Annotated in this window: 15 protein-coding genes; 3 read left to right on the top strand and 12 right to left on the bottom strand. The window is 66.6% G+C overall.

Going from position 1 to position 19,378, the window contains the following annotated elements; genetic code table 11:
- Positions 1–13: 13 nt before the first annotated feature.
- The 9 genes from mdcG to AC5P68_RS08885 form a co-directional block, all read right to left on the bottom strand.
- Positions 14–655, bottom strand: coding sequence for a malonate decarboxylase holo-[acyl-carrier-protein] synthase (gene mdcG, locus AC5P68_RS08925; protein ID WP_033833336.1), 642 nt, complete (start codon positions 653–655; stop codon positions 14–16).
- On the bottom strand, positions 648–1,352 hold the full coding sequence (mdcE, locus tag AC5P68_RS08920; RefSeq protein WP_288415919.1) for a biotin-independent malonate decarboxylase subunit gamma: 705 nt from the start codon (positions 1,350–1,352) through the stop codon (positions 648–650). Before mdcE ends, mdcG begins: the two co-directional genes overlap by 8 nt.
- Before the next feature lie 2 nt (positions 1,353–1,354).
- Entirely contained in the window at positions 1,355–2,263 is a 909-nt protein-coding gene (locus AC5P68_RS08915; RefSeq protein ID WP_288415912.1) for a biotin-independent malonate decarboxylase subunit beta, read from the bottom strand.
- A complete protein-coding gene (gene mdcC, locus AC5P68_RS08910; protein WP_014646339.1) occupies positions 2,260–2,580 on the bottom strand; it encodes a malonate decarboxylase acyl carrier protein in 321 nt (106 codons plus the stop codon). The genes AC5P68_RS08915 and mdcC overlap by 4 nt, the downstream gene beginning before the upstream one ends.
- A gap of 10 nt (positions 2,581–2,590) precedes the next feature.
- Positions 2,591–4,234, bottom strand: a complete 1,644-nt coding sequence (mdcA, locus tag AC5P68_RS08905) for a malonate decarboxylase subunit alpha (protein WP_149500797.1) — start codon at positions 4,232–4,234, stop codon at positions 2,591–2,593.
- A 190-nt stretch (positions 4,235–4,424) separates the two neighbouring features.
- Entirely contained in the window at positions 4,425–6,617 is a 2,193-nt protein-coding gene (locus tag AC5P68_RS08900; protein WP_495216956.1) for a TonB-dependent siderophore receptor, read from the bottom strand.
- Positions 6,618–6,981: 364 nt separating this feature from the next.
- Entirely contained in the window at positions 6,982–8,670 is a 1,689-nt protein-coding gene (mqo, locus tag AC5P68_RS08895; RefSeq protein WP_414497857.1) for a malate dehydrogenase (quinone), read from the bottom strand.
- A 229-nt stretch (positions 8,671–8,899) separates the two neighbouring features.
- On the bottom strand, positions 8,900–9,346 hold the full coding sequence (locus AC5P68_RS08890) for a GNAT family N-acetyltransferase (RefSeq protein WP_288416747.1): 447 nt from the start codon (positions 9,344–9,346) through the stop codon (positions 8,900–8,902).
- 169 nt (positions 9,347–9,515) lie between these two features.
- Positions 9,516–10,421, bottom strand: a complete 906-nt coding sequence (locus AC5P68_RS08885; RefSeq protein ID WP_005408522.1) for a LysR family transcriptional regulator ArgP — start codon at positions 10,419–10,421, stop codon at positions 9,516–9,518.
- Positions 10,422–10,559: 138 nt separating this feature from the next.
- Here AC5P68_RS08885 and AC5P68_RS08880 point away from each other — a divergent pair, with 138 nt between their 5' ends.
- Positions 10,560–11,195 carry a LysE/ArgO family amino acid transporter gene (locus tag AC5P68_RS08880; RefSeq protein WP_033833342.1) on the top strand — a complete coding sequence of 212 codons (636 nt, stop codon included), beginning with the start codon at positions 10,560–10,562 and terminating at the stop codon, positions 11,193–11,195.
- 167 nt (positions 11,196–11,362) lie between these two features.
- Positions 11,363–13,330 carry an alpha/beta hydrolase family protein gene (locus tag AC5P68_RS08875; RefSeq protein ID WP_242899264.1) on the top strand — a complete coding sequence of 656 codons (1,968 nt, stop codon included), beginning with the start codon at positions 11,363–11,365 and terminating at the stop codon, positions 13,328–13,330.
- Between the two features lie 55 nt (positions 13,331–13,385).
- Here the strand turns inward: AC5P68_RS08875 and AC5P68_RS08870 are convergent, their stop codons facing one another.
- The 3 genes from AC5P68_RS08870 to AC5P68_RS08860 all read right to left on the bottom strand — a co-directional run bounded on the left by AC5P68_RS08870 (position 13,386) and on the right by AC5P68_RS08860 (position 17,000).
- Positions 13,386–15,140 (bottom strand): peptide MFS transporter, encoded by a 1,755-nt coding sequence (locus AC5P68_RS08870; RefSeq protein WP_033833344.1) that lies wholly within the window; start codon positions 15,138–15,140, stop codon positions 13,386–13,388.
- 79 nt (positions 15,141–15,219) lie between these two features.
- Positions 15,220–16,368 (bottom strand): acetyltransferase domain-containing protein, encoded by a 1,149-nt coding sequence (locus tag AC5P68_RS08865; protein ID WP_033833345.1) that lies wholly within the window; start codon positions 16,366–16,368, stop codon positions 15,220–15,222.
- An 89-nt stretch (positions 16,369–16,457) separates the two neighbouring features.
- The gene (locus AC5P68_RS08860) at positions 16,458–17,000 is read right to left on the bottom strand and encodes a hypothetical protein (protein ID WP_224481830.1); all 543 of its coding nucleotides are present in this window, start codon (positions 16,998–17,000) and stop codon (positions 16,458–16,460) included.
- 277 nt (positions 17,001–17,277) lie between these two features.
- On the opposite strand from AC5P68_RS08860, the gene AC5P68_RS08855 reads away from it, so the two are divergent.
- The gene (locus tag AC5P68_RS08855) at positions 17,278–19,242 is read left to right on the top strand and encodes an OPT family oligopeptide transporter (RefSeq protein WP_005408528.1); all 1,965 of its coding nucleotides are present in this window, start codon (positions 17,278–17,280) and stop codon (positions 19,240–19,242) included.
- The last annotated feature ends 136 nt before the right edge of the window (positions 19,243–19,378 follow it).

Below are 19,378 nucleotides of genomic sequence, written 5' to 3'. Positions count from 1 at the left end.
TGCACGAGGGCGGTCACGCGCTCACCCCGGTGGAGGCGAACAACGCATCACGTAGTTCCAGTGCGGCACCATCGAGGCGCTTGACCAGTACCTCGCGGCTGCGCCCGGCGTATTCGCGCCAGTTCACCGCGCCACCATCCACCAGGCACAATTCGCCATCGACCCGCCGGCCGTGTTCGGTCTCCCATGCCTGCAGCCGTGCGACCAGGGCATCGGCCTGTGCGGCGGTGTCGATCCGCCACAGCAGATCGATGTCCGAGCGCGCGTGCACATAGTGCAGGCCCGTGAGGTGCTGCCATGCGAAGGCACCGAATACACGCGCTGCGGCGATGTCCTGCAATGCCTGCAGCGGGCGCTGCCAGTCCTGCACAAGGTCGCCTTCCAGCACCGCCTGAAGTGTCGGTGGCGCTGCGGTGCGCAGCACATCGTGTGCCGGCACGCGCAGGGCCAGGCGCAGTTTGCCCTCGGCGGGTGGCAGCGGCACGCCGAGGCGCAGGCGGGGATCGGCATCGTCGGCGGCTCGCCGGGCGACGATGGCGGGCAACCCCTGCGCAAACCAGTCGCCCAAGCGCGGCTCATGCGCGGCGATGTCCGCCTGCCAGCGGGCGTGCGCTGGCAACCAGACCAGCGTATGGCGTGGCAGCCGCTCAGGCATCGCCCTGGCTCACGGCTGCAGCCACGCGTGCGGCCAGCATGCGACCGCCACGTTCGGCACCCTGCACGGCGCGGCGGTCGCCATCGGTGGGCGTGCGCAGCGCCTGCAGCAGGTGTGCGGCCAGCTCGCCGCTCCAGATCGAATCCACCGCGCCCATCGCCACGTAGTTTTCCACGCCCGGTGCGAACACCGGCGAGGTCTGGCTGAGCGCCTGCAGTTTCTCCAGCGGTTGCTTGGTCACCCGCGCCATTGCGCGCAGGTCCATCACCCGCACCTGTGCATCGGGCAGGGCGTGGATGTGGTCGGCCATCAGGCCGAATGAGAGGAAGCCGCCACTGACGGATTCGCCGTAGACCAGGGTGATCAGGCGCGCACCACGGCGGCGTGCCAGATCGAGCGTCTGCGCGAGATGCGCAAAGCAACCATTGATGCCCAACAGTTCGTCGCGCCGCGCCAGGCGCTGTCCGGAGGTATCCACCAGCATCACGATCGGTCGCTGTGGATGTGCGCCGGTGCTGGCAAGCACGGTTTCGGCCAGTGCCAGTGCGTGGTCCACGCCGACTTCGAGTTTGTCGGCGGTACCGATCACGGTCACCTCGCCATCCTCGGTGGCAGCGCTGCCGGTCAGCACCGAATCATTCACCGCAATGGCATGCCCATGCGGGAACAACGCATCGAGCAGGGTCTGCAGCGGCATGCTCATGGCAGGCTCCGGTCGGCGGTGGCGATGAGGAACTCATCGGTGTCGAGCAGCGGTAGTCGCTCGGGGGCTGCGATGCCTTGGCGGGCCCAGATCTCCAGGCCATCGCGGCAATCGCCCCAGGCCTGCACGCGCGCCTTCAATGCCGCATGGCGTTCCTGCAGCGCAGCCAGTGCAGTATCCGGATCGGTGCTGCTGGTATCAGGCTGCAGCGCGTTGCTGGCCGCCTGCGCGAAGGCCTCGATGGCATCGGGCACCAGCACCTGTGCCTGGTCGATCAGGTAGCGGTGCTTGCCTCCCGTTACGCGCCAGACCAGCGCGCGATCGCGGGAATCGAACTCTTCCACGCCACGCACGGTTTCGATCACTTCCGGGCCGGACAGCGACAGGCGCCCCTCTTCGGACATGATGACCCTAGTGCAGCAGCGGGCGACGATGCCCATGCCACCGAAGGCGCCGTTGCCGCTGCCGATCAGCGCGATCACCGGCACACCCGCTGCACGCGCGTCCAGGGTGGCGCGCATGATCTCGGAAATGGCGATGAGCCCCGCATTGGCTTCGTGCAGGCGCACACCACCGGTGTCCAGCAGCAGAAGCACGCCTTCGGGATGTGTTTCGGCTGCACGACGCAGCAGCCCGGTCAGCTTGGCGCCGTGCACTTCGCCCACCCCGCCGCCCATGAATTCACCCTGCTGCGCGGCCAGCAGCACGCGTCGGCCACGCAGCGTGGCTTCGCCGACAACGATGCCGTCGTCGAACGCCGCGGGCTGGTCGAGCTGTGCCAGGTGCGGGCTTATCATCCGCCGCGCCGGGCCGAGGAATTCCCTGAAGGAACCGGCATCGACCAGGCTGGCGATACGCTCGCGCGCAGCGGCTTCGTAGTAGCTGTAGCGCTGCGTCCGGTTCATCGTGGATCTCCAGCACGCAGGGTTTCCACGGCCTGGTCCAGGCGCAGGCTGACTACCGCCGGGGTCGCACCGGCATCGTTGATCGAGATGCGTACATCGCGCAGCGGATGACGCTGTGCGAAGTCGCTGATCACCGCTTGCCACACGCTGCCGAAGCCCTTCGCGGCGGTGATGATGCGCACCGTCATCGCGCCGTCCAGTGCGGCCGGCTCCAGCAGGATTTCCAGGTTGCCCGAGGCCAGCACGCCGACCAGCACCGCATCGCGCGGAAACTGCACCGCAGTGTGCCCTTCGAATCGATAGTCGAGGGTTTCCATGCTCAGCCCCTTACCAGTTGCGGAAGCGCTTGGGCGGGTCGTACAGGCCGCCGGACCAGCGCACCAGGTCCTTCACCGAACGCGCCGCCAGCAGGTCACGGCTGGCATCGCGCACGGAGATGCCGAGGTCATCGGGACGGCGGATCACGCCGCGGTCGCGCAGGTTCTCCACCATCGCGCGGTCGCGCCCCATGCCCACGGCGGTATAGCCGGCCACGCCACGGATCGCCTGTTCGCGCTCCTCAGGGGTGCGGCACAGCAGCAGGTTGGCAATGCCTTCCTCGGTCAGCACATGGCTGACGTCGTCGCCGTAGATCATCACCGGCGGCAGCGGCATGTTCGCGCGTTCGGCCAGGTCCCAGGCATCGAGGCGCTCGACGAAGGCCGGCGCCATGTGCTCGCGGAAGGTTTCCACCATCTGCACCACCAGCTTGCGCCCACGCGGCATCTCACCCGGGCGCGCGGCCTGCTGGCCGGCCTTGATCCAGGCCTCGCTGGCATGGCGCCGGCCGCGTGCGTCCGAGCCCATGTTCGGTGCGCCACCGAAGCCGGCAATGCGGTCGCGGGTGGCGGTGGAGCTGTTGCCCTGCAGGTCGATCTGCAATGTGGAACCGATGAACATGTCGCAGGCATACAGGCCGGCGGTCTGCGAGAAGGCGCGGTTGGAACGCATCGAGCCATCGGCGCCGGTGAAGAACACATCGCCTCGCGCGGCGATGTACTTCTCCATGCCTAGTTCCGAACCGAACGAATGCACCGATCTGACGAAGCCCGATTCGATTGCCGGAATCAGTGCCGGGTGGGGGTTCAACGCCCAGTGCTGGCAGATCTTTCCCTTCAGGCCGAGCGATTCGGCGTAGGTGGGGAGCAGCAGTTCGATGGCCGCCGTGTCGAAGCCGATGCCATGGTTGAGGCGGTTCACGCCGTACTCGGCGTAGATGCCCTTGATCGCCATCATCGCCATCAACACCTGGATCTCGGAGATCTGCGCCGGGTCGCGGGTGAACAGCGGTTCGATATGGTTCGGCCTCGGCGCCTGCACCACGAAGTTGACCCAGTCAGCGGGAATGTCGACGCGGGGGAGGGTGTCGACGATCTCGTTGACCTGGGCGATGACGATGCCGCCACCGAAGGCGGTGGCTTCGACGATCACCGGCGTGTCTTCGGTGTTCGGCCCGGTGTACAGGTTGCCGTGCCGGTCTGCGGCCTGCGCGGCGACCAGGGCCACGCGCGGGGTCAGGTCGATGAAGTAGCGGCCGAACAGTTCCAGGTAGGTGTGGATGGCACCGATCTGGATGCGCCCTTCAGCCACCAGGTTGGCCAACCGCACTGACTGCGGGCCGGAGAACGAGAAGTCCAGCTTCGACGCGATGCCACGCTCGAATACATCCAGGTGCGACGGCAGCGACAGCACCGACTGCACCATGTGCAGGTCGTGCACGCGGGCCGGGTCAAGATCGGCCAGGGCCTGGGCGAGGAAATCGGCCTGCTTCTGGTTGTTGCCCTCCAGGCAGACCTTGTCGCCTGGCTCCAGCAGTGCATGCAGCAGCTCGCCTACGTCGCCGGCGGCGACCTCGCGTCCCCGGGCCCACGGCGCGGCACGTTCCAGGCGGGCCTGGCGGCTGCGTTCCAACGTATCCCAGCTCGGGTTCATCGACCGGCTTCCGATTGGTGTCGATGTAATTACGACATAATTACGAAGGGCGCCGCAACCTGCAGTGCAGCAAAAGGAAGGGCCCGCGCGGAGGCGGGCCCATTCAGGTATGCCGCGACGGTGGGTCGTGGCGGAGGGCGTGCCGATCAACGGTCGGCACCCACCAGGCACCCACCGGTTCGCGGGTTGCTCAGAACTTCCAGCGCAGGCTGGCCGACACGAAGCGCGGTTCGCCGTAGTTGTTGTAGTCCAGATTCGCCCAGTAGGTCTTGTCCAGTGCGTTGCGCACGCTCAGCGTTGCGGTCCAGCTGTCGCTGATGCGGTAGTTGGCATTGAACTGCACCAGCATGTAGGCCGGCTGGTTCACCGTCACCGTGCCGCCCAGCGGGTAGGCGATGTTGTAGCCCTGCACCTTGCTCTGCCATTGCACGCCACCGCCAACGCTCAGGCGTTCCAGCGCACCGCGCAGCTGCAGCTGGGTGTTGAGCTGCAACAGATCCTTTGGCGGGTTGGCGTACAGCAGGTCGGTAGCCGCGCGGGTGACCTTGACGTGGGTGTAGCCGGCATTGACCGTCCAGCCCGGCAGGATCTCGCCGTTGACGTCCACTTCCCAGCCGCGTGCCTTGGTGCCGTTGACGCCGATGTAGGCGGAGGTGCCATCGCTCAGCGAACCTTCCGGCACGCCCATGTCGCGCACGGCGTAGTTGTCCTGCTTGGCCTCGAACACGGCGGCGTTGGCGGTCAGGCGGCCGTCCAGCCACTGGGTCTTGATGCCCGCTTCCAGGTTCGAACCCTGCACCGGTGCCAGCAGGTTCTCGTTGCGGTCCTTGAAGTTCTGCGGGTTGAAGATCTCGGTGTAGCTGGCATAGGCCGACACGTTCGGGGTGATGTCGTAGACCAGGCCCACGTAGGGAGTGACTTCATCGCTCACCTTGTACGCGCCGCTGGTGCCGGTGTAGGTGCCAGCGGCGTTGTAGGAGCGGGTGAGGGTTTCCCAGCGGCTCAGGCGTGCGCCGGCAATCAGCGACAGCGGATCGGCCAGGCGCAGGCGGGTGGCCAGGTAGACGCCACTCTGCGTGGTCTTGGCCACGCGGCGCGCGCCGGTGCGGCGGTAGGTCACCTCGGAGATGTCGCCGTTCCAGTTGTACACGTTGGGAATGTAGTAGCAGCGCTCGCCGCCGCAGCGCGCCCAGTCGCTCGGGAAGTTCAGTGCCAGGGTATTCGTCGTGCCTTCCAGGTCCGACCACTGTGCGCCGAGGGTCACGTCGTGGTCGCGGCCGAACAGATCGAAACTGCCGGTCAGGTAGGCATCGACATTGCGGCGGGTGTCCTTCGAATCACCGGCGGCCGCGCGCAGGTAGATGCCCGAGCCGGTCACCGGGTCCGGGTTGCCGGTGCCGTACAGACGCACGTTCTGCACGTTGCCACGGGTATAGGCGGTGTTGATCTTCAGCAGCCAGTTGTCGCCGAAACGCTGTTCCAGGTTGGCGAAGGCGGTGTTGCTCTCGCGCTTCCAGTAGCTCCATTTCGGCGACAGGTTGGTCGAGCGCGGCAGGTGCGCGAAATGGCCCTGGTTGTCGAAGAACGGCACGGTGCCCCAGGTCGAGCCGGTGGGGTTGTTGTCCTGGCTCTGGTAACCGAGGGTGATCGTGGTGCTGTCGGTGACGTCGCCTTCCAGCACCGCCATGCCGGCCATCTTGTTCTCGTCGTAGCGGTCGTAATACAGGCCACGATCGGTGTAGGCGGCGACCACGCGGCTGCGGAAGCGGCCGTCGGCGGTCAGCGGCGCGGTCACGTCGGCCTCCATGCGACGGTAGTCCCAACTGCCGGCGCTGACCGCGAACGACGCATCGAATTCCTTGCCCGGGCGCTTGCGCAGCAGGTTGACCGTGGCCGACGGGACGCCGGAGCCGCTGAGCAGGCCGTTGGCGCCGCGGATCACTTCGATACGGTCGTAGAAGGCGGTGTCGTACTCCTGGTTGGTGGAGCCGCTGTAGGTGGGAATGCCATCGACCTGGAAGTCGGTGATGGCGAAGCCGCGCGCGTAGTACAGCGGGCGCTGCGTGTCATAGAAGGACACGCTCACGCCGGTCACATTGCGCATCACATCGTTGATGCTGAACAGTGATTCGTCCTGCAGGCGCTGCAGGCTGATGGCGGTGGCGGACTGCGGGGTCTCCTGCAGGGTGATCGGCAGGCGCGTGGTGCTCGACGGTGGTGCGGACTGTTCGGCGCGGACGCTGACCCGGTCCAGGGTCTTGGCATCGGCAGTGCCATCGGCGGCGGCGAACGCGCTGGGCGTGGCCAGCAGGGTCAGCGACGAAAGCAGGGCAGCCGGCAGCAACGCGCGGCGGGGCAGGCGGTTACGGAGGATCAGGGACATGGTGGGCTCGAGGCTCGGAAGCGGGGAAGGGCGGCAACAGTCGTCCAGCACCCGGGGCGGCGGCTTCGGGCACGGTCAGGTCCATCTGGGGAGGTGCGATCACTGCACAGGACGCAAATGTAAATAATTCTTAACAACATTACAATTCGCGTCATTCGCAGGGGCTTTCCGGCGCAGAGCAGTGGCGGGCCGGGGTCGGATCCCGTCGCCGCAGGTAATGGGTTCTGACCCACTCTGACCCCATCATCGGCGCCCAGGTGCAGGTCAGAGCCCTTCCGTGCGGGAGGGATCCGACCCACCTCGCACAAAAACAAACGGCCACCCGAAGGTGGCCGTCCGTCTGCATCGAAAGCAAACTGCGGGCTTACAGCGCCTGCAGTTCCTCGTTGGCGTTGCGCTTTTCCTTGGCCGCTGCCGGCACTGCAGCCGCAGCGGGCGATGCCGCGTTCGCATCCACCGGCACCTCCAGATACGGCAGATGCAGGGTCTGGCTGGTCAGCGTACGGATCTCGTTGACCAGCGCGGCGCTGTCGTTGAGCTTGTGCCCGTACGACGGAACGATCTCGCGCAGGCGGGCTTCCCAGCCGGCCTTCATCTGGTCCGGGAAGGCCTTGGCCATCAGGTCCAGCATGATCGGCGGCGAGGTCGACGCACCCGGCGAAGCGCCGAGCAGGGCGGCGAGGGTGTGGTCCTTGTCGGTCACGATCTCGGTACCGAACTGCAGCACCGGACCCTTCAGCGGATCACGCTTGATGATCTGCACGCGCTGGCCGGCGGTCACCAGCTTCCAGTCACCGGGCTTGGCAGTGGGGAAGTACTTGACCAGCTCGGCCTGGCGGTCGGCATCGTTCAGGCGCGCCTGGCCCATCAGGTACTGCACCAGGTCCAGGTTGTCCTTGCCCACTTCCAGCATCGGGCCGACGTTGTTGTGGTTCACCGACGAGTACAGGTCCCACCACGAACCGTGCTTGAGGAACTTGGTGCTGTACAGCGCGAACGGCCCGAACAGGACCACCGGCTTGCCGTCCAGCTTGCGCGCATCCAGGTGCGGCACCGACATCGGCGGCGAGCCGGTCTCGGCCATGCCGTAGGCCTTCACGCCGTGGCGCGAGGTCACGTCCTGGCCCTGGAAGGCGAGGAACTGGCCACCGACCGGGAAGCCGGCGTAGTCCTTCGATTCCGGAATGCCGGACATCTGCAGCAGCTTCAGTGCAGCGCCACCGGCACCGATGAACACGAAGCGGGCGTGGGTGGTGGACTCGGTACCGGCCTTGAGGTCCTTCACCGTCACGTTCCAGCTCTTGTCGGCGTTCTGCCGCAGCGCGCTCACTTCGTGGTTGAGGTGCAGGCTGAAGTTCGGGCTGCGCTGCAGGCCGGCGGTCAGCTGGCGGGTGATCACGCCGAAGTTGACGTCGGTGCCCAGCGGCATCCAGGTCGCGGCAACCTTCTGCTTCGGGTCACGGCCTTCCATCAGCAGCGGGGCCCACTGCTTGATCTGGGCCGGATCCTCGGAGTACTGCATGCCGTAGAACAGCGGATTCTTCACCAGGGCCTGCTGGCGCTTGTGCAGGTAGGCGATGTTGTCATCGCCCCAGACGAAGCTCATGTGCGGGGTCGGGTTGATGAAGTCGCTGGGCTGGCCCAGCCGGCCTTCCTTCACCTGGTGCGACCAGAACTGGCGCGAGACCTCGAACGATTCGGCGATGCCGACCGCGCGCTTGGTCTCGATGCTGCCGTCGGGCAGTTCCGGGGTGTAGTTCAGTTCGGCGAAGGCCGAGTGGCCGGTGCCGGCGTTGTTCCAGCCGTCGGAGCTTTCACCGGCGACGCCGTCGAGGCGTTCGTAGACCTGGATGTTCCAGTCCGGCTGCAGTTCCTGCAGGTAGGTGGCCAGGGTGATGCTCATGATGCCGGCGCCGACCAGCACAACGTCGACGGGCTTGTCGTTGCTGGCGGCGGGCACCGAGCGCTGGGTCAGCGGCCAGTACAGGAACAGCGCGGCGGCCAGCAACAGCAGCACGAGCAGGGCGAGAAGAGCCTTGCCAAATTTCTTCATGGGGGCGGGATCGTTGGCGGAGGGGAAGGGGTCAGGATGCGCGTGGGACAGGGAAAGGGCGTGAAGAAACAACGCCTTGCAGCATCCATATGCGATTCTAACCGGATCCGGTCTGTTTTTGATGCAACGCAGCATCCGGCGTTTCGCGCCATCCTCACCCGCTGGCGCCGGGTGATACCCGGCGAACGAAGCCTTGCCAGCGTCGGGCCATCCCTGGCGACAGCTTCACTCAGACCAGCTCAAGAATCTCGTCACCGGCTTCGTCGACCTGCCCGGTCGGGCGCCAGCCCAGGCGCCGGTAGAAGCCATGCGAGCGCGAGCGTGGGTCGGCCGAACAGGCCAGGAACAGGCGTTGGTGGCCGGCATCGCGGGTCAGGCTGACCACGTCCTGCAGCAGCTGCCGACCGATGCCGCGGCCTTCATACTCGGGCAGCAGGGCCAGCAACAGCACCTCGCCGCTGTCGCGGTCGGCGAAGCAGTAGCCGGCCATGCGCTCGCCCTCCCAGGCGACGCGGCCGATCGAATCGCCCTGGGCGATGCCGGCTGCCCAGCTGCCCTCGGTGATGCCCAGCTCTGCCAACTGCGCGGCGCTGAAGGCGTTTTCGCGGGTGCGCCCGCGCAGGTCGATGCAGGCGGCGGCATCTTCGGGGCGCGCATCGCGGACGAATACAGGCATGCAGGGCCTCCTTGCATTGATCGGCCGACCAGTATCCGCATCACGCATGGACCCGGCGTGGAGGGTTGATGGAGATTGGATGGAGCAAAAAGGGGACGGAGGGGATTAAGTCGTCTTTGCCCGATGTGTCGCTTGGGCCTTATACGACTTAATCCCCTCCGTCCCCTTTTCAGCGCTTGCGCCGGATCAGTGCCGAGGAGGCCTCCAGCACCGCGCGGGTCAGCAAGGCCATGGTCTGCACGTCGCCCTTCCAATGCTGCCAGTACAGCGGCACGTCTTCCCATGCGCGCTGCCGTACGTAGACCAGGCGGCCCGCGTCCAGGTGCCGCTTGACCAGCGGCAACGGATTCATCGTCCAGCCCATGCCGCCGAGGTTGGCCTGCACGAAGGCGCGCGTGGACGGAATCCACCAGGTCGGCGCGGTGCTGGGCAGGTCGTCGCCGGCCATGCGCCGGGCGAAGCGCGACTGCATGTCGTCCTTGCGGTTGAACACCAGCACCGGGGCCTGCGCCAGCGCCTGCGCGGTCACGCCCTTGGCGAAATGACGCTCGCGGAACTCGGGGGTACAGGTGGCGGCGTAGCGGATGCTGCCCAGCGCATGGATCTGGCAGCCCTGCACCGGCTCGTCCAGGGTGGTCACCGCGCCCAGCACCGTGCCCTGGCGCAGCAGCTCCACGGTGTGGTCCTGGTCTTCCACGCGCAGGTCCAGCGTGGTGCCGGTGGTCTGCGCGAACTGGTAGGCCGCCTGCGGGAACCAGGTTTCCAGGCTGTCGTGGTTCACCGCCACCGGGATGCTGGCCTGTGGCAGGTCCTCGTCGGCCAGGCCCATCCGGTGCAGCGCATCGTGCTCGAGCAGGGCGGTCTGCTCGGCCAGCTGCACCAGCAACTGCCCCTCGGCGGTGGCGGTGGCCGGGGTGCCGCGCTTGACCAGCAGCCGGCCGATCCGGTCCTCCAGCGCCTTGACCCGCTGCGAGATGGCGGACGGGGTGACATTCAGCGACTGCGCGGCGCGGTCGAAGCTGCCTTCGCGGATCACTGCGGCCAGGGCACGCAGCTGGGCATGGTCGATACGCATCGAATTAAGTTCCGCTAATGTTGGTTTAGGAAGTTTAGCTCGTCTTTTTCATGTTGCGGCGCGACAATGGCGCTCGTTCCGGTGCTGTCCGCCTTCGCGAGGCACCGTCCCCCCAAGCAAGTAAAGGCAGTGAATCCCATGTTCTCGGTCATCTCCGCCAGCACCGGCCTCGGTGCCTGGTTCTCTGGTGCAGCTACCGGCATCGGCCTGTTCGCCGTGGTCGGCGCCCAGAGCGCCTTCATCCTGCGCCAGGGCATCCTGCGCAAGCACATCGTGCCGGTGGTCGCCACCTGTGCGGCCATCGATGCGATCTTCATCTTTGCCAGCGTGGCCGGCCTGCGCACGCTCACTTCGACGCTGCCGTGGCTGACCACCGCCGTGCTGTGGACCGGCGTGGCGTTCCTGGCCTGGTACGCGATGAAGTCGGCGCGCCGCGCGATCGCCGGTGGCGGCGGCATGGGCGAGGCTGACAGCGACGACGGCAGCCGCCGCGCGGTGCTGATGGCCGCAGTCGGTTTCTCGCTGATCAACCCGCACTTCTGGCTGGACATGATGGTGATCGGTTCGATCGCCGAGAACTTCGGCAACGCCCGCATGGCCTTCGCTGCCGGTGTGGTCACCGCCAGTTGCCTGTGGCTGACCGCGCAGGGCCTGGGCGCGCGCCTGCTGGCGCCGCTGTTCACCAAGCCCAGCACCTGGCGCGTGCTCGACGGCACCATCGCGGTGATCCTCAGCATCCTGGCCCTCACATTGGCGGTGCGCGGGGTCCACTGACCCCGCGCACGCCCCCCGAACCCACGTCCTGACTCTCTCTCCAAGGTAGTGGTAACGACGGCACCGGCAACGGTGCCGTCGTTTTTTGTGCGCCACTGGCGGGCCGGGCACTGGCCTGCCTAGAATCGGCCAGCCGGGACAAGGGGTCCAGGCAGGGGGAGAGAAGGATGCACAAGCGCTGGCTGGCCGCCATCATCGTGGCGGGATTGTGGTGTGGAACCGCTGCTGCGATCGATCTGGGCGCCTATGTGCGAGCGGACAAGTTCGGCGATGTCATGCTGTCTCCCGGGGGCGATTATCTGGCCGCGACCGTGCCTGCGGACGGCTTCACCGCTGTGATCATCCTTCGTACTGACGACAACACGCCGGTGGGCAACCTGCGCCCACCACTCAATTCGCATGTCTTCGGCCTGCACTGGGTCAACAACGATCAGGTGATGTTCGGTCTGGCGCAGAAGTTCGGTACCCGCGACGCGCCGTGGGCCACCGGCGAGCTGCTGACACTGGATGCACGCACCGGACGACCGGAACTACTGGTGGGCTACCGCGACCTTGGCCTGCGCGTGCGGCCCAAGTACCGGACGTCGGCCGCGGCGTTCCTCAGTGACGCCCTGCCTGGCGACGATGCGCACGTGGTCATCGCGGTAGGCGGATCGCGGCTGGATGCCAACGGTTATGCGGCCCAGCTGGAACTGGCAAGCGGCAAGCAGCGGCTGCTGGCCCGCGCGCCGATGCCGGGTGCCTCCTATGTGGTGGATGCCCGCGGCGACGTACGTTTCGTACAGGGCGCCGGTACTGACAACGTCCATCGGCTCTACCACCGCAACAGTGGCGACTGGGCGCTGGTCAACGATGAGAAACGGAGTGGTCGCAGCGAGGCGGCGCTGGGCTTTTCCGCCGACGGCCAGCTGGCCTACCTGCTCAGCGAGCAGGCCAGCGGCCCCGATGCCATCGTCAGCTGGAACCCGGCCACGCAGGAGCGCAAGGTCGTGCTGCGCGATGAGGTTGTCGATCCGGCACGACTGATCCGCAGCCCGGGCAGCACCGTGCCGGTCGGCGCGCTGTTCCTGGGAAACACGCCGCATACCCGGTTCTTCGACGAAAGCTCGGACGAGGCACGGTTGTACCGCAGCCTGGAGGCGGCCTTCCCCGGGCATGCAGTATTCATCACCTCCAGTACCCGCGACGGTCGCCGGCTGCTGGTGGAAACCGGGTCCGGTTCCAATCCGGGCGAGTTCTACCTCTACGACCGCGACCGCAACCAGGCGCGCTTCCTGATGGCGCGCAGCGAATGGATTGATCCGGAGACCACTGCGTCGGTGCGGCCGGTCCTGCTGAAGGCGCGTGACGGGCTGGAGCTCCATGGATTCCTGACAGTCCCGCATGGCAGCACTGGCCGTGACCTGCCGATGGTGGTGGTGCCGCATGGTGGGCCGATCGGGATATTCGACAACGGCAGTTTCGACCACGAGAACCAGTTGCTGGCCGCTGCCGGCTACGCCGTGCTGCAGATCAATTTCCGCGGCTCGGGCAACTACGGCCGTGCGCACAGCCGGGCAGCACTCAAACAGTGGGGGCGCGCGATGCAGGACGACGTGACCGACGCCACGCGCTGGGCGATCAGCGAAGGCATCGCCGATACCCGGCGCATCTGCATCTACGGTGCCAGCTACGGCGCCTACTCGGCGATGATGGGCGCCGCGCGCGAACCGGGGCTGTACCAGTGCGCGGCCGGCTATGTGGGCGTCTACGACCTGCCGCTGATGTTTACTGGCGGCGATATCCAGGACCGCGATTCCGGAATGAGCTACCTGCGCGAGTGGCTGGGTGATCCGGCCACGCTGGGCGCGGTCTCGCCGGTCAACCTGGCCGAGCGGATCAAGGTGCCTGTGTTCCTGGCGGCCGGGGGTCAGGACAAGCGCGCCCCGATCCAGCACACCGAACGCATGGAAGCGGCGCTCAAGCGTGCCGGTACGCCGGTGGAAAGCCTGTACTACAAGACCGAAGGGCACGGCTTCTATACCCAGGCCCATCGCAGCGAGTACTACGGCAAGCTGCTGGCGTTCCTGTCGCGCAGCCTGGGTGGCAAGACCGCCACGACTGCGGCTGCGGACGGCAAGGGCAGGGCGCCGTAACGCAAAGGGCAGCGGATGATCCAACCGCCGCCCCGGTTCCTGCCTGTGCGTGGGCTTACTTCACCCCGTGCATCATCTTCTTCAACAGTGGTGCGGCAATGAAAGCGGCCAGCGCACAGCCCAGGCCGATCCACATCAGCAGCCAGAACAGGTGCGCATAGGCACCGGCGGCGGCCACCATGTCCAGCGATTCGCCTTCCGGCACCTCGATCGCGGCCAGCTTGCCGAACAGCGCGGCCAGCGTCTCCGAGAAGGCGGTGGCCAGGAACCAGGTGCCCATCATCAGGCTCATCACCCGCGGCACGGCCAACTGGGTCACCGCCGACAGGCCGACCGGCGACAGGCACATCTCGCCACTGGCCAGCAGGAAGTAGGCCAGCACCAGCCACCACACGCTGGCCATCTCGCCGGTAGCGCCCACCTGCTGCGCGGCCAGTGCCAGCGGCACGAACGACAGTGCGCCGATCACCAGGCCCCAGGCTGATTTGACCGGCTTGCCCGGTTCCCAGCCGCGGCGGTCCATCCACGTCCACAGTGCGGCGAAGGCCGGTGCCAGCAGCACCAGGAACAGGCCGCCGAGATAGGTCAGCGAGCCGGCGGTCTGCGGAATCACCAGGCAGTCGCGCACCAGCAGCACCAGCATCAGCACGACGATGGCGGCGAAGAACGTGCGCGGCGCAGCCGAACCCGGACGACGCTCGGACAACCGCGCGCTGACCACGAAGCCCAGCGGTGCCAGCAGCAGTGAGAGGATCGACCACGGCAGCGGCGTACCGCCGGTGATCACCAGCGAGGGCACGATGTCCTTGGTCAGCAGCCGGTCGGTGAAGGTCACCCACGAGCCGTAGGACTGCTCGTACATGGTGAAGAACACCAGCGCCATGAAGATCAGCACCATCAGCGCGATCATCTGCTGGCGCTGTACCGGCGTGCACTTGCTGCCGGTGAACCAGGCGAACCAGACCAGCACGCCGCCCAGCACCACCACCATCAACATCAGTGCCAGGCTGATTTCACCGCCCAGCGCGAACGCGCCGTTGCCGGCCGCCCACATCAGCCACGCCACCGGCAACACACCGAGCACTGCGCACAGATAGATGAGCCATTCGCGCGGCAGGCCCAGCACCTTCTGCTTCAACGCCGCCGGTTGCGGCGGCTCGGCGTGGCCCTGCAGGTACTTCTGGCCCCACAGGAACATGGCCAGGCCGGCCAGCATGCCGATGCCGGCCGCACCGAAACCGTACTTCCAGCCGTAGGCCTCGCCGAGGAAGCCGCACACCAGCGATGAGAACAGCGCGCCCAGGTTGATGCCGGCGTAGAACAGCGAGAAACCCGAATCGCGGCGCGGATCGTCCTTGGCGTACAGCTTGCCGACAATGGTGGAGATGTTCGGTTTCAGGAAACCGACGCCCATGATGATCAGCGCCAGCGACAGGTAGGTCACCGCCAGTGCCGAGGTGTCGCGCACCACTTCGCCGTTCACCCGGTACGCAGCGTGGCCTTCGAAGGCCATGCCGAGGTGGCCGAGTACCAGCAGGATGCCGCCGAACAGCACGGCCCGGCGCATGCCCAGCCAGCGGTCGGCCAGCATGCCGCCGAATACAGGGATGCAGTACACCAGGCCACCGTAGGCGCCGAGCAGGTCCAGGCCGGCCTTGTCGCCGAACAGGTGGTACTTGGTCAGGTACAGCAGCAACAGCGCCTTCATGCCGTAGAAGGAGAAGCGCTCCCACATTTCGGTGAAGAAGCAGACATAGACGCCTTTGGGGTGGCCCAGGAAGTCGTCGGAAGCGATAGCGGTGGAATTCATCGCGGAATTATAGGCCTGTGGCCCGATCCGCTTTCAGTAGATCCACGCCATGCGTGGATTGCCGGACTGGCCTGGGCGATCACAGGTACCGCAACCACGGCAGGTCACGCCTTCGCGCCTTGAACCGCGCGAATGCCCGGGTCGGCGGGTACAGCACCACCGCCAGCGCACAGGCCACCAGCAGCAGGCCGCTGACCGAATCCAGGGCATACAACTCGCCATGGGTCGGCCCCCAGGCCGCCAGCGCGCCCAGGTACAGCGCCTTCAACACATACAGGTGCAGCAGGTAGAAGAACATCGGCGCGGCGCCGATATCGGCCAGCGGGCGCAGCGCACGCGCCAGTGGCGGCCATTCGTAGAGGCGCAGCAGCAACAACCCCACGCCCAGGGTCAGCAGCAGGAACTGCAATGACGGCGGGTACTTGGTGATGTTGAGGATGCTCAGCCAGGTGCGCAGTGCTGTGGTCTGGTACTGCCAAGGAGCATCCCCGTACTCGTTGGCGAACCGCAGTAAGGCGAACAGGGCCAGCGCGCCGACGCCTGCCCACAGCAGCCAGTGATGGCGCTGCGCCGGCGCGCGCTCGCGGGCGAACCAGGGCCCCATCAGATAACCCAGGGCGATCACCCCGATCCACGGCAGCACCGGATAGGAGGTGCGCAGGCGCAGTGCGCCGGCCTCGATCCAGTCGCGCTGGTGCAGCACTTTCCACAGCACCGCCAGCAGGCCATCGCCTTGCACCCGCAAGCCGTCGAACAGGTTGTGCCCGGCCACCACCGCGATTGCCAGCACCAGCAGGGCCGGGCGTGGCAGCCAAAGCAGCCCGGCCAGCGCGATCATGCTCAGCCCGATGGCCCAGATCACCTGCAGGTACAGGGTTTCCGGCGGCAGCTGGAAGGTCCAGGCGAAATTCACCAGGGTCAGTTCCAGCACGACCAGGAACAGCCCGCGCTTGAGCAGGAACGCGGCCGTGGCCCGGCGCGGATCCGCCTGGCGCTGGCCGTACAGCCAGGCCGACAGGCCGGTCAACAGGACGAACACGGGTGCGCACAGGTGGGCCAGCAGACGGCAGGCGAACAGCGCGGGGGAGACCGTCGCCGCGTCCATCGGGTCGCTCACCTGGTGCTGCAGGAAGAAGGTCTCGCGCACGTGGTCGAGCAACATCAACAGCATCACGGTGCCGCGCAGCTGGTCGATGGAGGCCAGGCGGGTAGTGGGGGAAGGGGCCACGTGCGAGGTTCGGTCGGCGTGACAGGATATAACATAACAATTGCGTCTTTCCAGCGCGTGCTGGGCGGTTCCGACGAGCGCGCGTCGGCTCAGGGCAGGCAAACCGAGGGGCTCCAGCCCAGCGCCTCGTCGTAGTGGACCTGGATCGCTCGCAGGCTCCCGTCGGGGTTGGCCTTCAAGCAGAATCGGGCGCTGTGGTGTTGCGTGGCGCCGGTCCTGGTGGCCGACAGCGAAACGTCGTACAGGCGTCCGGGCTGCAGCGGCATCGCCGTCTGCCTTGAAATGGCGTTGGCTGGCACTTCTCCGTAGACCACGCAGGCTCCGGGTGGAAGTGGGATTGATGCGGGATGGGCAAAGTAGAACGACCATTGCCGCCGCAGCGGTGGAGTAATTGCGTCATGCACCTCCACACCAAACACCTCCGGAGTTTTACCGATACGCTTGCGCTCCTTCCTGGGTAGTCCGAAACAAGGTTTGCCGGCGTGGTCGGTGATCTCGACTGCGCCAATGCGGCTCCAGGCAGATGCGTAATCGCAAAGCGGCATCAGGCAGGTCAGGGTCACGACAGCCACGACCGGTAATTTGATCGGGCGGATCCGCAGTGGGTTGTTCATCGGGCGGCTCAGCGTCATCGGTTCAGATCATGAACACGATGCACGGGGCGTTGAGGCACTTCAAACGATGATGGCTGGAATGCTGCAGTACTGGTTGGCCGGGCCCCTACAGGACAAAGAGACCGCGAGGCCCGGCAGCCCTCCGGCATGTGCCCCATGCGCTTGATGCGTTGGCCGAGTTTGGCTGGAAGCGACTATCTCACTGCCGACCTGGCCGCAACCCTCCCGAACCGCACTGGACTTGCTGCCTCCTGAACGCTAGCGTGCAAGGGATTTTTTGCCAGCAGGGGCTTCCATGAACCACGACGCTGCGCCCAAGCAGCTCACCTTCCGCGCAGTGGCCCTGGCCATCGTGCTGGCGGTGGTGCTGTCGGCCGCAAACGCCTACCTCGGTCTGTTCGCAGGCCTGACCATCGCCACCGCCATTCCCGCCGCGGTGATTTCCATGGGCGTGCTGCGCCTGCTGGGCGGTGGCTCCATCCTTGAAAACAACATCGTGCAGACCGGCGCTTCGGCCGGTTCGTCGATCGCCGCCGGTGTGATCTTCACCATCCCGGCGCTGGTGATCATGGGCTACTGGCCGGACTTCAAGTACTGGTGGGTGCTCGGCATCGCCGGCCTCGGCGGCCTGCTGGGCGTGTTGTTCTCGGTGCCGCTGCGTCGTTCGATGATCGTCGAAGACCCGCTTCCGTTCCCGGAAGGCAAGGCTGCGGCCGAAGTGCTCAAGGCCGGTGAGAATCCGGGCCCGGGCCTGAAGATCCTCGGCCTGTCGGCGGTGATCGGTGCCTTCGTCAAGCTGGCCGCGGAAAGCGGCATGCGCCTGATCCCGGATGCCTGGGCCACTTCGGCCTACGTCGGCAGCTCCAAGGTCACCGCCTTCATCGGTACCAACCTGTCGCCGGCACTGCTGGGCGTGGGCTACATCGTCGGCCTCAACGTCGGCATCGTGGTGGTGTCCGGTTCGATCCTGACCTGGCACATCGCCATTCCGATCTACCAGGCGTTCTTCATGAACACCGATCCGGCACTGGCCGCGTCGGTTGCCGCGGCTTCGTCCACCGAGGCGGCGTTCGCCATCTGGGGCGCGAAGATGCGCTACCTGGGTGTCGGCGCGATGCTGATCGGTGGCATCTGGACCCTGATCTCGCTGCGCAAGTCGCTGCTCAACGGCGTCAAGAGCGGCTTTGCCGCCGCCCGCAAGAGCGGTGGCCCGGTGCTGGCGCACACCGAGCGCGACCTGCCGATGAAGTGGATGCTGGTGGCCTTGGTGGTCTTCGTGCTGCCGCTGCTGGCCCTGTACCAGGCCATCGTCGGCCAGTGGCACGTGTCGATCCCGATGACCCTCATCATGATCGTCGCCGGCTTCCTGTTCGTTTCGGTCTCGGCCTACCTGGCCGGCCTGATCGGTTCGTCCAACAACCCGGTGTCGGGCATCACCATCTCCACCATCCTGTTCGCCTCGGCCGTGCTGGTCGTGCTGCTGGGCGCCGACGGCCTGAAGCCGGTCGGTGCCGGCGGCGCGCCGCTGGGCGCCGTGGCCGCCATCATGATCGGCGCGGTGGTGTGCTGCGCCGCTGCGGTTGGTGGTGACAACCTGCAGGACCTCAAGGCCGGCTACATCGTCGGCGCCACCCCGTGGAAGCAGCAGCTGATGCTGGGCATCGGTGCCTTCTCGTGTGCGCTGATCATGGCCCCGGTGCTGAACCTGCTGGCCACCGCCTACGGCATCGGCGTGAAGTCCGAGCTGCACCCGAACGCGCTGGCCGCACCGCAGGCCAACCTGATGGCCTCGGTGGCCAAGGGCCTGTTCGGTGGTGAACTGCCGTGGACCTTCATCGGCATCGGTGCCGTGGTCGGTGCCGCCATCATCGCCTTCGACAGCTGGCTGAAGGCGCGCAACGCCCGCTTCCGCGTGCCGGTGCTGGCCGCCGCCATCGGCATCTACCTTCCGCTGGAACTGATGGTGCCGATCTTCCTCGGCGGCCTGATCGCCCACCTGGTCGAGCGCTTCCACAAGGTGCGCGCCGATGACGAAGAAGGCCGCGACCGCGTGCACAAGCCGGGCGTGCTGTTCGCCGCCGGCCTGATCACCGGCGAAGCGCTGATGGGCATCGCCATCGCGATTCCGATCGTGGTCAGCAGCCGCGCCGACGTGCTGGCCGTGCCTTTCCACCTGCCGGGCGCGCAGTGGATCGGCCTGGCCGTGCTGTTCCTGGTCGGCTGGCTGATCTACCGCACCGGCAAGTACGCCAAGGCGTAAGGGGGCTCTGCCCCTGGGTTCAACGGGTAGTGCCGGCCGCTGGCCGGCAATCCCGGAATCCCGTGATACCCTTGGCTGCCGCCAGCGGCCGGCACTACCGCAGACCCCGCTTCGGCGGGGTTTGCTGTTTCTGGCG

This window comes from Stenotrophomonas sp. YJH_SMC_58, assembly GCF_059369635.1.
Note: the sequence above shows the minus strand (reverse complement) of the source record. Positions and strands in the feature narration are given on the sequence as shown.

What these genes read in the sequence shown, in the direction of transcription:
- AC5P68_RS08855 (WP_005408528.1), top strand. Translation starts at nt 17,278, where the DNA reads ATGAACCACGACGCTGCGCCCAAGCAGCTCACCTTCCGCGCAGTGGCC.
- AC5P68_RS08890 (WP_288416747.1), bottom strand. Translation starts at nt 9,346, where the DNA reads ATGCCTGTATTCGTCCGCGATGCGCGCCCCGAAGATGCCGCCGCCTGC.
- mdcA (WP_149500797.1), bottom strand. Translation starts at nt 4,234, where the DNA reads ATGAACCCGAGCTGGGATACGTTGGAACGCAGCCGCCAGGCCCGCCTG.
- mdcE (WP_288415919.1), bottom strand. Translation starts at nt 1,352, where the DNA reads ATGCCGCTGCAGACCCTGCTCGATGCGTTGTTCCCGCATGGGCATGCC.
- mqo (WP_414497857.1), bottom strand. Translation starts at nt 8,670, where the DNA reads ATGAAGAAATTTGGCAAGGCTCTTCTCGCCCTGCTCGTGCTGCTGTTG.
- AC5P68_RS08885 (WP_005408522.1), bottom strand. Translation starts at nt 10,421, where the DNA reads ATGCGTATCGACCATGCCCAGCTGCGTGCCCTGGCCGCAGTGATCCGC.
- AC5P68_RS08875 (WP_242899264.1), top strand. Translation starts at nt 11,363, where the DNA reads ATGCACAAGCGCTGGCTGGCCGCCATCATCGTGGCGGGATTGTGGTGT.
- AC5P68_RS08860 (WP_224481830.1), bottom strand. Translation starts at nt 17,000, where the DNA reads ATGACGCTGAGCCGCCCGATGAACAACCCACTGCGGATCCGCCCGATC.
- AC5P68_RS08900 (WP_495216956.1), bottom strand. Translation starts at nt 6,617, where the DNA reads ATGTCCCTGATCCTCCGTAACCGCCTGCCCCGCCGCGCGTTGCTGCCG.
- mdcG (WP_033833336.1), bottom strand. Translation starts at nt 655, where the DNA reads ATGCCTGAGCGGCTGCCACGCCATACGCTGGTCTGGTTGCCAGCGCAC.
- AC5P68_RS08880 (WP_033833342.1), top strand. Translation starts at nt 10,560, where the DNA reads ATGTTCTCGGTCATCTCCGCCAGCACCGGCCTCGGTGCCTGGTTCTCT.
- AC5P68_RS08870 (WP_033833344.1), bottom strand. Translation starts at nt 15,140, where the DNA reads ATGAATTCCACCGCTATCGCTTCCGACGACTTCCTGGGCCACCCCAAA.
- mdcC (WP_014646339.1), bottom strand. Translation starts at nt 2,580, where the DNA reads ATGGAAACCCTCGACTATCGATTCGAAGGGCACACTGCGGTGCAGTTT.
- AC5P68_RS08915 (WP_288415912.1), bottom strand. Translation starts at nt 2,263, where the DNA reads ATGAACCGGACGCAGCGCTACAGCTACTACGAAGCCGCTGCGCGCGAG.